The organism is Nocardioides marmoriginsengisoli, assembly GCF_003725695.1.
Classification (GTDB): Bacteria; Actinomycetota; Actinomycetes; order Propionibacteriales; family Nocardioidaceae; genus Marmoricola; species Marmoricola marmoriginsengisoli.
In genome coordinates, this window is record NZ_RJSE01000007.1 from 21557 (window position 1) to 33817 (window position 12261).

Annotated in this window: 11 protein-coding genes; 10 read left to right on the top strand and 1 reads right to left on the bottom strand. The window is 69.7% G+C overall.

The window, feature by feature from the left end; genetic code table 11:
• Positions 1-43 precede the first annotated feature (43 nt).
• The 9 genes from EFK50_RS08775 (at position 44) to EFK50_RS08815 (ending at position 10304) form a co-directional block, all read left to right on the top strand.
• Positions 44-1243, top strand: coding sequence for a branched-chain amino acid ABC transporter substrate-binding protein (locus tag EFK50_RS08775; RefSeq protein ID WP_123227208.1), 1200 nt, complete (start codon positions 44-46; stop codon positions 1241-1243).
• A 34-nt stretch (positions 1244-1277) separates the two neighbouring features.
• A complete protein-coding gene (locus EFK50_RS08780) occupies positions 1278-2180 on the top strand; it encodes a branched-chain amino acid ABC transporter permease (RefSeq protein ID WP_123227209.1) in 903 nt (300 codons plus the stop codon).
• A complete protein-coding gene (locus EFK50_RS08785; protein ID WP_123227210.1) occupies positions 2180-4051 on the top strand; it encodes a branched-chain amino acid ABC transporter ATP-binding protein/permease in 1872 nt (623 codons plus the stop codon). Before EFK50_RS08780 ends, EFK50_RS08785 begins: the two co-directional genes overlap by 1 nt.
• Positions 4032-4781, top strand: coding sequence for an ABC transporter ATP-binding protein (locus EFK50_RS08790; protein ID WP_123227211.1), 750 nt, complete (start codon positions 4032-4034; stop codon positions 4779-4781). The genes EFK50_RS08785 and EFK50_RS08790 overlap by 20 nt, the downstream gene beginning before the upstream one ends.
• A gap of 11 nt (positions 4782-4792) precedes the next feature.
• Positions 4793-6136: an MmgE/PrpD family protein gene (locus tag EFK50_RS08795; RefSeq protein ID WP_123227212.1), complete on the top strand. Its 1344-nt coding sequence runs from the start codon at positions 4793-4795 to the stop codon at positions 6134-6136.
• A gap of 107 nt (positions 6137-6243) precedes the next feature.
• On the top strand, positions 6244-7536 hold the full coding sequence (locus EFK50_RS08800; RefSeq protein WP_123227213.1) for an FAD-dependent oxidoreductase: 1293 nt from the start codon (positions 6244-6246) through the stop codon (positions 7534-7536).
• Positions 7537-7780: 244 nt separating this feature from the next.
• Complete coding sequence (locus tag EFK50_RS08805; RefSeq protein ID WP_183407739.1) at positions 7781-8626, top strand: ABC transporter substrate-binding protein; 846 nt, start codon at positions 7781-7783, stop codon at positions 8624-8626.
• A gap of 35 nt (positions 8627-8661) precedes the next feature.
• Positions 8662-9546, top strand: coding sequence for an amino acid ABC transporter permease (locus EFK50_RS08810; protein WP_123227215.1), 885 nt, complete (start codon positions 8662-8664; stop codon positions 9544-9546).
• A complete protein-coding gene (locus EFK50_RS08815; protein ID WP_123227216.1) occupies positions 9543-10304 on the top strand; it encodes an amino acid ABC transporter ATP-binding protein in 762 nt (253 codons plus the stop codon). The genes EFK50_RS08810 and EFK50_RS08815 overlap by 4 nt, the downstream gene beginning before the upstream one ends.
• A gap of 4 nt (positions 10305-10308) precedes the next feature.
• Here EFK50_RS08815 and EFK50_RS08820 read toward each other — a convergent pair whose 3' ends face one another.
• Positions 10309-11040: a GntR family transcriptional regulator gene (locus EFK50_RS08820; protein WP_123227217.1), complete on the bottom strand. Its 732-nt coding sequence runs from the start codon at positions 11038-11040 to the stop codon at positions 10309-10311.
• 159 nt (positions 11041-11199) lie between these two features.
• Between EFK50_RS08820 and EFK50_RS08825 the strand changes: the two genes are divergently transcribed.
• Positions 11200-12261, top strand: coding sequence for an aromatic ring-hydroxylating oxygenase subunit alpha (locus EFK50_RS08825; protein WP_123227218.1), 1062 nt, complete (start codon positions 11200-11202; stop codon positions 12259-12261).

The following is a 12261-nucleotide window of genomic DNA, read 5'->3' on the forward strand; positions in this document are numbered from 1 at the left end:
GCAAAGCCTGGCGAGATCGATCAACCAAGAGGAGAGCCTTTCAATGAACAGCAACCGTGCCGTACGACTCGGCGCCCTCGGTCTCGCGGTGTCCACGTCGCTCCTCGGCCTCGCGGCCTGCGGTAGCGACGACGCCGGCGGCGGATCCGGGGCCATCAAGGTCGGCGTGCTCGCTCCGATGAGCGGGAGCGTCTCCGCGGACGGCGAGGACATGGTCCGCGCCTCCAAGCTCGTGGTCGAGAAGGTGAACGCCGACGGCGGCATCGACGGCCGCAAGATCGAGCTCGTCGTCGCCGACGACGCCTGCGAGGCCCAGCAGGGCACCCAGGCCGCGCAGAAGCTCGTGACCGACAAGGTCGTCGCCGTGGTCGGCGGGTTCTGCTCCTCGGCCGCGCTGCCGGCGAGCGAGGTCTTCCACCGCAACGGCGACCTGCCGTTCGTCGCCTCGGTGTCGAGCAACCCCAAGCTGACCGACGCCAAGTACCCGGGCATCACCCGCTACATCGGTCGTGACGACCAGGAGGCCCCGGTCACCGCGGACTACGTCGCCGACCTGCTCGCGTCGAAGAAGGTCGCGATCATGAACGACAACACCGAGTACTCGCGGGCGGTGGCGAAGTCGCTCAAGGAGAACATCGAGAAGAAGGGCACCGTCGAGATCGTCTACGACGACGCCATCCAGCCCGGTCAGAACGACTACCGCGCCGCGCTCGGCCGCGTCGCCCGCGACGGCGCCGACACCCTGGTGTACACCGGCTTCTACCCCGAGTTCGGCATCCTGGCGAAGCAGTGGGCTCAGCTGAAGCCGGGCTACCGGCTGGTCGGCGGGGCGTCCTCGATCGACGCCACCGTGCTCACCGCCGCCCCGGACGCGGTCACGCTGCCGGACCTCAGCATCATCTCGTACCCGACGGCGTCGCTGATCCAGAACCCGCAGGCCGACGAGTTCCGTACCGAGTACAAGGCGAAGTACGACGCCGACCCGGGCCAGTTCGGCATCTTCCAGCACGACGCCATGCAGGGCCTGGTCGCGGCGCTGAAGGCCGACCCGAAGAAGCTCGACGCTAAGGACCTGATCAAGCGGCTCCGCGACGTCTCGTTCGAGGGCATCACCGGGGACATCTCCTTCGACGACCAGGGCGACCGGAACGCGTTCCCGTTCCTCGCCGTCCGCAGCGTCGACGGCAAGTTCGCGCCGGCGTACTCGTACTCGCCGGACTCCGGCTGGGCCGCGACCAACTAACGCGACACCGGAAGACAGAGGGGCTCGCGCAGGTATGGACACCTTCATCCAGGTCGTGCTGACCGGATTCACCATCGGCTCGTTCTACGCGCTCGTCGCGCTGGGCTACACGATGGTGTACGGCATCGTCCGACTGATCAACTTCGCCCACGGCGATCTCGTGATGGTCGGCGCCTTCTTCGGGTGGGCGCTCCTCCAGCTCGACTGGATCGAGGGCATGCCCATGCTTCCGCGACTCATCGTGGCAGGGGCCGGCGCGGTAGTGGGAACCTCACTACTCGCGCTGGTCCTGCTGCGGACCCTGTACACCCGGCTGATCGGCCGGTCCACGCTCGGCTTCATGCTGGTCACCCTCAGCGTGGCCTTCGCGCTCGAGGAGATCGTCAAGCTGATCTTCGGAGCCCAGCAGAAGTACTACCCGCCCAACGACCTCAGCAGCGAGACCATCGACATCGGCGGGGTCGCGGTCAACGGCATGGACCTGGTCGTGATCGGCCTGGCCGGGACGCTGATGGTCGGGATGATCTGGTTCGCGCACCGCACCATCACCGGTACGGCGATGCGGGCCCTCGCGGTCGACCACGACGCGGCCCGCCTGATGGGCATCAACGTCTCCTTCCTGATCGCGGCGGCGTTCGTGATCGGGGCGTCGCTGGCCGCGATCACCGGCATCCTCAGCGGCACCTACTACGGCCGGGTCTCGTTCGACATGGGCTTCGCCCTCGGGCTGAAGGCCTTCACCGCCGCGGTGATCGGCGGCATCGGCAACATCGGCGGCGCGGTCCTCGGCGGTCTGACGATCGGGCTCCTGGAGGCGTTCGTCCAGGGCTACCTGGCGGGTGCCTGGTCCGACGCGGTGATCTTCGGCGCCCTGATCCTGGTGCTGTACATCCGGCCGAGCGGAATCCTCGGCGAGCGAGTGGCGGAGCGTGCCTGATGACGAACCGGATCAAGAGCGCCTTCACGGACTCCCCGCTGCGCGACCTCGGTGACCGGGCGTCGACCTCGCTGCTCGCGATGCTCGGCGTCAGCCTGCTGATCGTCGGGGCACTGGACCTCTACGGCTCCGACTACGTCACCACCATCGCCATCGGCATCACCACGTACGCCGCCCTGGGGCTCGGCCTCAACATCGTGATGGGGTACGCCGGCCTGCTGGACATGGGCTACGCCGCCTTCTTCGCGATCGGGGCGTACGCCTCGGCGATCTGCGGGATCCACTTCCAGCTGAACTTCTTCCTCTCCATCCCGATCGCGGTGGTGGTCACCGGCATCGCCGGCATCATCATCGGCTACCCGACGCTGCGGCTGCGGCCCGACTACCTGGCCATCGTGACCATCGGGTTCGGCGAGCTCATCCGCACGGTCGCCAACAACTGGGACTACGTCGGCGCCTCGCGCGGGCTGTACCCGCTGCCGATCCCGAGCATCGGCGGCTACCAGTTCATGACGCCGATCCAGCAGGCGCTGCTGGCGTTCCTGCTGCTCGGGGTCGCGGTGGTCTTCTGCAACCGGCTCGGCCGCTCGCACATCGGCCGCGCCTGGCGGGCGATCCGCTCCGACGACATCGTGCCGGAGTCCCTCGGCCTGCCGACGCTGCGCCTGAAGATCGGCGCCTACATCGCCGGGGGTGCGATGGGGGCGCTGGCCGGGGCGATCTTCGCGGCGAGGTCGGTCGCCGTCGACCCGACCAACTTCACCCTGCTGCTCTCGGTCCAGATCATCATGGTGGTCGTCCTCGGCGGACTGGGCAGCACCAGCGGCGTGCTGATCGCGGCGGTGATCTTCGTCGGGCTGCCCGAGTGGCTCCGCGAGTTCCAGGACTACCGGCTGCTGCTCTTCTCGGTGGCCGTCATCGCCCTGGTCGAGTTCCGGCCGCAGGGGATGATCCCGGAACGGGTCGCGACCAGGATCCCGAAGGCCGGCGCCCGCGCCGCTCGGGACACCGAGAAGGTGGACGTGGGTCGGCTGACCGTCAAGGAGCCGGCGGCCGCCGCCGTGGACGGCGCACCGCTGCTCGAGGTCCGCGGCGTCACCAAGAAGTTCTCCGGGCTGACCGCGCTCGAGGACGTCTCGATGACCCTCACCGCGGGCCGGATCGTCGGGATCATCGGTCCGAACGGCGCCGGCAAGACCACCCTGGTCAACGCGATCACCGGCGTGCACCACGCCACCAGCGGCACGGTCCTCCTCGACGGGGTCGACGTCACCGCGATGATCGCCCACCGGGTGGCGCGGCGCGGGGTGAGCCGGAGCTTCCAGACCGCCCGGCTGATCGACCAGCTGACCGTGCTCGACAACGTCCTGGTCGCCGACTACGCCCGGTCGAACCTGGGCCTGCGGCACGCACTCCTCTCCCCCCGCGCGATCCGCCGGTACGACGCCGCTGCCGCGGCCCGGGCGCTGACCGTGCTCGAACGCGTCGGCATCGACCAGCTGGCCGAGATCTGTCCGCCCGAGCTCTCCTACGCCGACCGGCGCCGGGTGGAGGTGGCCCGCGCGCTGATGATGAGTCCGCGGCTGCTGATCCTCGACGAGCCGGCCGCCGGCATGAACCCGGCCGAGAAGAAGGAGCTGGTCGTGCTGCTGCGCGCGATCGCCGCCGAAGGGGTCGCGATCGCGCTGATCGAGCACGACATGCCGCTGGTCACCTCGGTCGCCGAGGACGTGGTCGTCCTCGACCAGGGCCGGGTGATCGCCACTGGTGACCCGCACGAGGTGCTGGCCCTGCCGCAGGTGATCGAGGCCTACCTCGGCGCCCCCACCGCACTCGAAGGAGGTACTCGTCATGGCGCTGCTCAGCGTTGAGGACGTCGATCTCGGCTACGGCGAGCTGACCGTCGTCCACGGACTCACCTTCGAGGTGAACGCGGGCGAGGTGGTCGCGCTGCTCGGACCGAACGGTGCCGGCAAGACCACCACGATGAACGGCATCTCCGGCGTGCTGAAGCCGAAGCGCGGCCGGATCGTCCTGGACGGCAAGAACCTGGCCGGCCGGGCGGCGCACCACGTCGTCGCCGAGGGCTTCCGGCACGTCCCGGAGGGCCGCCGCGTCTTCGGCACCCTCTCGGTCAAGGAGAACCTGCGGCTCGGGGCGTACTCGCTGCGGAAGAAGCCGTCCCTGATCGCGGAGCGGGTCAAGGAGGTCTACGACCTCTTCCCGGTGCTGGGCGAGCGCCGCGAGCAGCTGGCCGGCACCCTGTCCGGCGGTGAGCAGCAGATGCTCGCGGTCGGCCGTGCGCTGGTGACCCGGCCGCGCGTTCTCGCTCTCGACGAGCCGTCGCTGGGGCTGTCGCCGCGGATGCAGCACGAGATCCTGGGGGTGGCCTCCGACCTGGCCTCGCAGGGGACCGCCGTGCTCCTGGTCGAGCAGAACGTCCGGGAGGCGCTCCGGATCGCCGACCGCGCCTACGTGATCGAGCTCGGCCGGGTGGTGCTCACGGGCACCGGCAAGGAACTCGCTGCCGACAAGCGCATCGAGGCGACCTACCTTGGTGGTGGGTCGGACGAGCTCGAGTCCGAGGCAGCCGAGGCGTAGAAAGGTTCACCGTGACCATCCGAGACGTGGCGCGCTTCGCGTCCCAGCTCACCTTCGCCGACCTCCCGGAGAACACCGTGCGCCGCGCGCGCCAGGGTCTCCGGGACACGATCGGGACGGCGCTGGCCGGCTCGGCGACCCGTGCCGCCGCGACCGCCGCGGCGGCGTTCGCCGAGGACGCCGGGCCGTTCCGGACGCTCGCTCCCGGGGCGCCGGCGCAGACCGCGACCGCGGCCGGTTTCCGCAGCGCGTTGGCGGCGAGCGCCCTGGACTTCGACGACGGGCACTACCAGGGCGGCGCGATCCATCCGTCCTCGGTGATCGTGCCGACGATCCTGGTGGCGGCCTCGAACCGCCCGGCGAGCACCGAGGAGCTGCTGGTCGCCCAGGTGGCGGCGTACGAGGTGGCGGTGCGGCTGGCGCACCTGCTCTGGCCGGCGGACGAGGCGACCGACCGCTGGTACTGCACCGGCACCGCCGCCTGCGTCGGCGCGGCGGCGGGTGCCGCCAAGGTGCGCGGTGCCGATGAGGACGGCATCCGCCGGGCGATGCAGACCGCCTGGGCGCACGCCCCGATGGCGGCGCTGCAGTGGCCGATGGTCAAGGAGGCGATCGGCTGGTCGAGCGCCACCGCCCTCAATGCCGTCGTCCTCGGCGAGGCCGGGTTCATGGCGGCGGCGGTGCCGGGGCAGTCCCCGGACGCTCCGGCGATCTTCCCGCCGACCCCGTTCGACGAGCCCCGGGCGGCCGGCGACCCGTTCGTCACCTCGCTCGGGTCGGTCTTCGAGATCGAGCGGTCCTACCTCAAGCCGTACCCCGCCTGCCGCTACACGCACACCGCGGTCGACGTGCTCACCGAGCTGCTGGCCGGTGACGTCGCCGTCGACCAGGTCGAGGCGATCACGGTCCGCACCCACCGGTGGGCGACCTTCCTGGACTACCGGCGCCCGCCGAGCCTGGAGCACGCGCAGTACAGCTACCCGTTCGCGCTCGGCACCCTGCTCGCCAAGGGCCGGATCACGCCGGCCGAGATGACCGAGGCGGCCTTGGCCGACGAGGCCGTGCTCGGCTTCGCCGACCGGATCGAGGTGGTGCACGACCCTGCCCTCGACGCCCACCTCCCCGACCACTACGCGACCCGGCTGGAGGTGCGCCTGGTCGACGGCACCGTGATCGACGGCGGACCCCGCCTGGACGCGCGCGGCGACGTCACCCGCCCGCTGACCGACGACGAGCTCCGGGCGAAGTTCCTGCTCTGCGCCGAGCCGGTGCTGGGCGGCTCCGCCGCGGCGCTGGCCGACGAGCTCGACCGGGACGGGGGTACGGCGGCGCTCTGGGCGCTGATCGCCGGCTGACCCCGGGCGGGTGCGGGCATCCCGACAGGCTCGATGTCCGGACATCTTGACGCGGATCCTGAATCCTGTACATTGGATCCAATCTTGAACCGTGAGCAAGGAACGTCATGACTTCACTGCGCGTCGCGATCGTCGGTGCCGGCCCTGCCGGGGCGTACACCGCCGAGGCCCTCCTCAAGGCCGGCCTGGAGCACCCGGTCGCCGTCGACCTGATCGACCGGCTGCCGACCCCGTGGGGCCTGGTCCGCTCCGGCGTCGCGCCGGACCATCCGCAGATCAAGAGCGTCACCCGCGTCTTCGAGCGGATCGCCGACCGCCCCGGAGTCCGTTTCCTCGGCGGCGTCGAGGTCGGGGTCACCGTGACCCATGCCGACCTGCTCGCCGCCTACGACGCGGTCGTCTACGCCCTCGGCGCCGAGGCACCCCGGATGCTGGGCATCCCCGGCGAGACGCTGGAGGGCGTCGTACCGGCCCTCGACCTGGTGCGCTGGTACAACGGGCACCCGGACGCCGAGGACGCCGCACCGCTGCCGCCGGGCCGTACCCGGGCCGTGGTTGTCGGCAACGGGAACGTGGCCCTCGACTGCGCCCGGATGCTGATCCAGGACGTCGACCGGCTGCGCCGCACCGACGCGGCGGACCGGGCGGTCGACGCGCTCGCCGCGAGCCGGATCGACGAGGTGGTGCTGCTCGGGCGCCGCGGTCCCGCCGAGGCGTCGTTCTCGCTGGTCGAGCTCCGCGAGCTCGGTGAGCTGGACGACGTGCGGATCGTCGCCGACCCCGGCGACCTGGTCGGTGACGAGCCCGGGGTCGAGCTGCTCCGCGAGTACGTCGCTCGCCCGGCCGAGGGCCGCCGGAAGCGGCTGGTCTTCCGGTTCCGCGCGGTGCCCGTCTCCGTCGTCGGCGACGACCGCGTCACGGGCCTCGAGATCGCGTCGCACCATCAGCGGGACGGCACCTGGGTCCGTGGCGAGGACCGCCAGGTGCTCGACTGCGCCCTGGTCGTCCCGGGGGTCGGGTTCGCGGTCCGCGGCCCCGACGGCCTGCCGGTCGACGGCCGCGGGGTGGTGTCGCACGAGGACGGCCGGGTCGAGGACCGGGTCTACGTCGCCGGCTGGGCCAAGCGCGGGCCGTCGGGGGTGATCGGCACCAACCGCAAGGACGCGATCGAGACGGTCGAGACCCTGCTCGGCGACCTCGCCGCGGGCCGGCTGGTCCCCGGCTCGGCGGCCGGCGAGATCGACGACCTGCTCGCCGAACGGGACGTCTCCGTGGTCACCCTCGCCGGGTGGCGGGCCATCGACGCGGCCGAGGTCGCCGCCGCCGAGGACACCGACCGTCCCCGGGTGAAGCTCACCCGGCTGCCCGAGCTGCGCGCCGTCGCGGCCGGCAACGCCTGATTCCGCCGCGGATTTCGGTACTCCGCGGCCCGAAATGGCCCAGCTGGGTTCCGGCCCGCGCAAGTAGGACAATCAGGACCAGGGGGCAACCCGGGCTCCGGCCCGCGTGATCAGAATCCACGCTTGCATCTTGGATCCAATCTATGATTGTGTGATCGAACTCTCGGACATATCCATGACTAAGGAGTTGTTTTGCATGCGAGGTTCACGACTTCGTCGTTCAGTCGCCGTTGCGGCCGCCCTGGTGAGCGCAGCCGCGTTCCTCAGTGCCTGCGGGAGCAACGACTCTGACTCGAAGGACGACGGCGCCAAGGCGGCCGGCGAGTTCGGCCTGCCCGCGAAGTACGTCGGTGGTGAGGTCCGGATCGCGACGTCCGTCGGCCTGGCGCCGTACGAGGTGTTCGGCTCCGACGGCAAGACCATCGAGGGCTACGAGCCCGACATCCTCGCGGAGATCGCCAAGCGCCTCGGCGTGAAGCTCGAGTGGACGGCCGCCAAGTTCGAGACGATCCTCCCGGGCGTCAACGCGGGTCGCTACGACATCGCCATCAACGGCATCTTCTACAACGAGGAGCGCGCCGCGCAGTTCAGCCTGCTGAACTACTTCGGCGACTCCTCCACGATGCTGGTCTCGAAGGGCAACCCGGAGGGCATCACCTCGATCGCTGACCTGTGCGGGAAGAACGTGGCCGTGCAGACCGGCACCATCTACCCGGACGCCGTCGAGAAGCTCTCGAAGGAGAACTGCACCGACAAGGGTCAGCCGGCGATGAAGCTGGTGAACTACAACGACGCCGCCGGCCACGTGCTGCTGATGAAGCAGGGTCGCGCCGACGCCACCGGTACCGCGCGCCTGGTCGCCGACTACGCCACCCACATCGGCGACAGCGACTTCGAGACGGTGCCCGGCATCGACTACGACAAGGCCACCTACGCGATGGTGTTCAAGAAGAACTCCGACCTGGTCGAGCCCTTCCAGAAGGCGCTGCAGTCGATGATCGACGACGGCGCGTACGCGAAGATTGCGACCGAGTGGGGTCTGAGCCAGAGCCAGATCACCAACGCGACCACTGAGGCACCGACTCCGTGATGACGACCGAGGCGAGGGTTGAAGAGGTGAACGCCATGAACGAACCGTCCCCCTCCGGGGAGAAGGTCATCGCACGCAAGCACTACGGGCGATGGATCACTGCCGTTCTCATCTTCGCCCTCGCCGCGGTCATCGTCCGGCAGTTCGCCACCGCGGACATCGACTGGGGGATCATCCCCGACTACCTGACCTCCGAGGCCATCCTCAAGGGCCTCTGGGGGACGATCTGGCTGACCGTCCTGGCGATGGTCGTCGGCATCGTCGTCGGTACGGCGGTCGCGGTGATGGGCCTGTCGGACAACATCGTGCTGCGCAGCGCTGCCTCCTTCTACCTGTGGTTCTTCCGCGGGATCCCGGCGCTGGTGCAGCTGCTGATCTGGTTCAACATCGCGCTGGTCATCAAGGACGTGAACCTGCCGCCGCTCTACGAGGGCACCACCAACGACCTGGTGACGCCGCTGATCGCCGCCGTCCTGGGCCTCGGTCTCTCCGAGGGCGCCAGCATGGGTGAGATCGTGCGCAGCGGCATCCTCTCGGTCGACCCGGGCCAGGCGCAGGCCGCCAAGGCCCTCGGGTTCACCCAGGGCCAGACCATGCGCCGGGTGATCCTGCCGCAGGCGATGCGCGTGATCGTGCCGCCGACCGGCAACGAGATCATCAACATGACGAAGTACACCTCGCTGGCGTTCGCGGTGTCCTACTCCGAGCTGCTCAGCAGCGCGACCGGGATCTACTCGATGAACTTCAAGGTCGTCGAGCTGCTCTTCACGATCACCATCTGGTACCTCGCGCTGACCACCGTGCTGATGTTCGTCCAGAGCCGCATCGAGCGGCGGCTGGCGCGGAGCAGGGGCACCGAGAAGAAGTCCCGGAACCGGTCGCTGAGTCGCGGCCGTCGTACGAAGGGAGTGCCCGCATGAGCGCGCTCGTCCAGGTCACCGGCGTTCGCAAGAGCTACGGCGCCCACGAGGTGCTGGCCGGCATCGACCTCACCGTCGAGAAGGGCAACGTCCTCTGCATCATCGGACCGTCCGGCTCCGGAAAGTCGACGCTGCTGCGCTGCCTCAACCACCTGGAGAAGATCGACGCCGGCCGGATCGAGGTCTGCGGCGAGCTGATCGGGTACGAGCGGCACCACGGCCACCTGCGCGAGATGCGCGAGAAGGACGTCGCCCGCCAGCGGCGCAAGGTCGGCATGGTGTTCCAGAACTTCAACCTGTTCGCGCACCGGACCGTGCTCGAGAACGTCGTCGAGGCGCCGGTGCGGGTCAAGGGCGAGCCGCGCGACGAGGTGACCGCGCGGGCCGTCGAGCTCCTCGACCGGGTCGGGCTGGGCCACCGGCAGCACGCCTACCCGTCGCAGCTCTCCGGCGGTCAGCAGCAGCGCGTCGCGATCGCGCGGGCGCTGGCGATGCGCCCCGAGCTGATGCTCTTCGACGAGCCGACCTCGGCGCTCGACCCCGAGCTGGTCAGCGAGGTGCTGGCCGTCATGAAGGACCTCGCGGTGTCCGGGATGACGATGGTCGTGGTGACCCACGAGATCGGGTTCGCCCGCGAGGTCGCCGACGAGCTGGTCTTCATGGACGGCGGCGTGATCGTCGAGAGCGGTCCGCCCGCGGAGGTCATCGCGAACCCGACCCACGCGCGCACCCAGGAGTTCCTGGGCCGGGTGCTCTGAGAGGTCAGCGCGCCCGCGGCCGGTACTTCAGGCGGGAGTGCCAGGGCTTCGCCTTCAGGTGGGCGTCGACGTCGAACTTGTCGCGCAGCAGCTGGAGCAGGTTGGCCAGCTCGCCGTCGCGGTGCTTGTTCTGCAGGTCGATGACCGCGGCGACGTCCTTGGCGGCGGCCGCCTCGGCGATGCCGGCGTGGTCCTTGGCCAGCTCGGCGGCGGCGCCCAGGTCGCGCAGGTAGAAGGACCGGTAGGCGTCGGCGTTCCAGGTGCCGGTGATCGAGCTGACCAGCTGCTCGTGGCCCGGGGACTTGAACAGCGCGAAGTGGAAGTCGCGGTTGGCGTAGGTGGCGGTGATCCGGTCGCCGGCGGCGAGCGCCTTGTCGATCGTGGTGACCGCGGTCCGCAGGCCGGCGATGGTCTCGTCGCTGAGCTGGGGCACGGTGATCGCGGCGGCCTCGGCCTCCAGCAGCTCACGGGTGCGGTAGAGGTCGAACAGGTCCTCCAGTGCCATCTCCGGGATGATGTAGCCGCGGTGCGGTGCGTACACCACCTGCTGCTCGCCCTCGAGGATCCGGAGCGCGTCGCGCACCGGTGCCCGGCTGGTGCCGAGCTGCTTCGAGATGGCGTCGACGTTCATCCGTGCGCCGGCTGGGTACTCGCCTTCCAGGAGGGCGCGCCGCAGCTCGATGAGGACCGCTTCGACGGTCGTCAGGGGCTTCTGGAACGAACCGGCGTCGGTCACTCGTCACTCCTCTTCATCCTGGATCCAAGCCACACTACCGGCGCGCGCCCCTCGGGGAACACCTTGCGGTAAGCGTGGTTGCCGATTTGTCGGTGTGCGCCTTGACACTTTCGATTGGTTATTGCATCGTGGATCCAATACTGGATTCTGGAGGAACGAATGACGCAGCCCGACCCTGAGGCAATCGAGCGGTACCGCATCGCGATGGAGCGCTTCTGGCACCCGGTGATCCGATCGGTGGATCTGCTCGACCAGCCGGTGAAGGTCGTGCTCCTCGACCAGAACGTGACCGTCGTCCGCCTCGGCGACGAGGTCGCCGCGTTCCCGGACGTGTGCCGGCACCTCGGCGCGGCGCTCTCCCTCGGCGACGTCGTCCAGGGCGGTCAGGCACTGCGCTGCCGCTACCACGGCTGGTCCTACGACAAGTCCGGCCAGTGCGTGGACATCCCGCTGCGGGCCAGCGAGAAGATCCCGGCGCAGGCGCGGGTCCAGCGCTACCAGACCCAGGAGCGCTACGGGCTGGTCTGGGTGTGCCTCTCGGAGGAGCCGGCCGCCGACCTGCCGCCGTACCCGGAGTTCGACGACGAGGACTACTACAAGAACGAGCTCCTGGTGCACGAGGAGTGGGCGGCCAGCGCACCGCGCCTGGTGATGGCCGCGCTCGACGACACGCACTTCTCGTGGGTGCACCCGGGCACCCTCGGCGTCGCCGGCCAGCCGACGATGCCCGAGCGCGTCGGCGACATCCCGGTCAGGGTCGACGGGGCCGAGCTGCACTCGCGCTACAGGACGGTGCTCCCGGCCGGCCCGCTCGCCGGGATCATGGCCGACGAGACCGAGGGCGACCAGGCGGTCGCGACCGAGGTCGAGGTCGCCGCGGTGGAGTTCGTGAACACCGCCACCGTGAACTCGATGAAGAACGTGCTGATCTCCGAGCACGGCACCTCGGTCACCTGGAACGTCTACCTGCCGATCTCCTACAACCGCACGCTGACCTTCACCCAGCTCTCCCGGACCTACGACAAGGACCCGCGGTTCGACGCCGAGATCGAGGCGTTCAACCTCGGCGTGAAGAACGAGGACAAGGCCATCGTCGAGAGCCAGCAGCCGTGGCTGCTGCCGCCGCTCAAGGCGCAGATGATCCTTTACGTCCGCCCGGAGGACGTCCCGCTGATCGAGTTCCAGAAGATGGCCGAGCGCTTCGGCGTTCCGCAGATCTGA

What these genes read in the sequence shown, in the direction of transcription:
- EFK50_RS08780 (WP_123227209.1), top strand. Translation starts at nt 1,278, where the DNA reads ATGGACACCTTCATCCAGGTCGTGCTGACCGGATTCACCATCGGCTCG.
- EFK50_RS08790 (WP_123227211.1), top strand. Translation starts at nt 4,032, where the DNA reads ATGGCGCTGCTCAGCGTTGAGGACGTCGATCTCGGCTACGGCGAGCTG.
- EFK50_RS08785 (WP_123227210.1), top strand. Translation starts at nt 2,180, where the DNA reads ATGACGAACCGGATCAAGAGCGCCTTCACGGACTCCCCGCTGCGCGAC.
- EFK50_RS08825 (WP_123227218.1), top strand. Translation starts at nt 11,200, where the DNA reads ATGACGCAGCCCGACCCTGAGGCAATCGAGCGGTACCGCATCGCGATG.
- EFK50_RS08815 (WP_123227216.1), top strand. Translation starts at nt 9,543, where the DNA reads ATGAGCGCGCTCGTCCAGGTCACCGGCGTTCGCAAGAGCTACGGCGCC.
- EFK50_RS08810 (WP_123227215.1), top strand. Translation starts at nt 8,662, where the DNA reads ATGAACGAACCGTCCCCCTCCGGGGAGAAGGTCATCGCACGCAAGCAC.
- EFK50_RS08775 (WP_123227208.1), top strand. Translation starts at nt 44, where the DNA reads ATGAACAGCAACCGTGCCGTACGACTCGGCGCCCTCGGTCTCGCGGTG.
- EFK50_RS08800 (WP_123227213.1), top strand. Translation starts at nt 6,244, where the DNA reads ATGACTTCACTGCGCGTCGCGATCGTCGGTGCCGGCCCTGCCGGGGCG.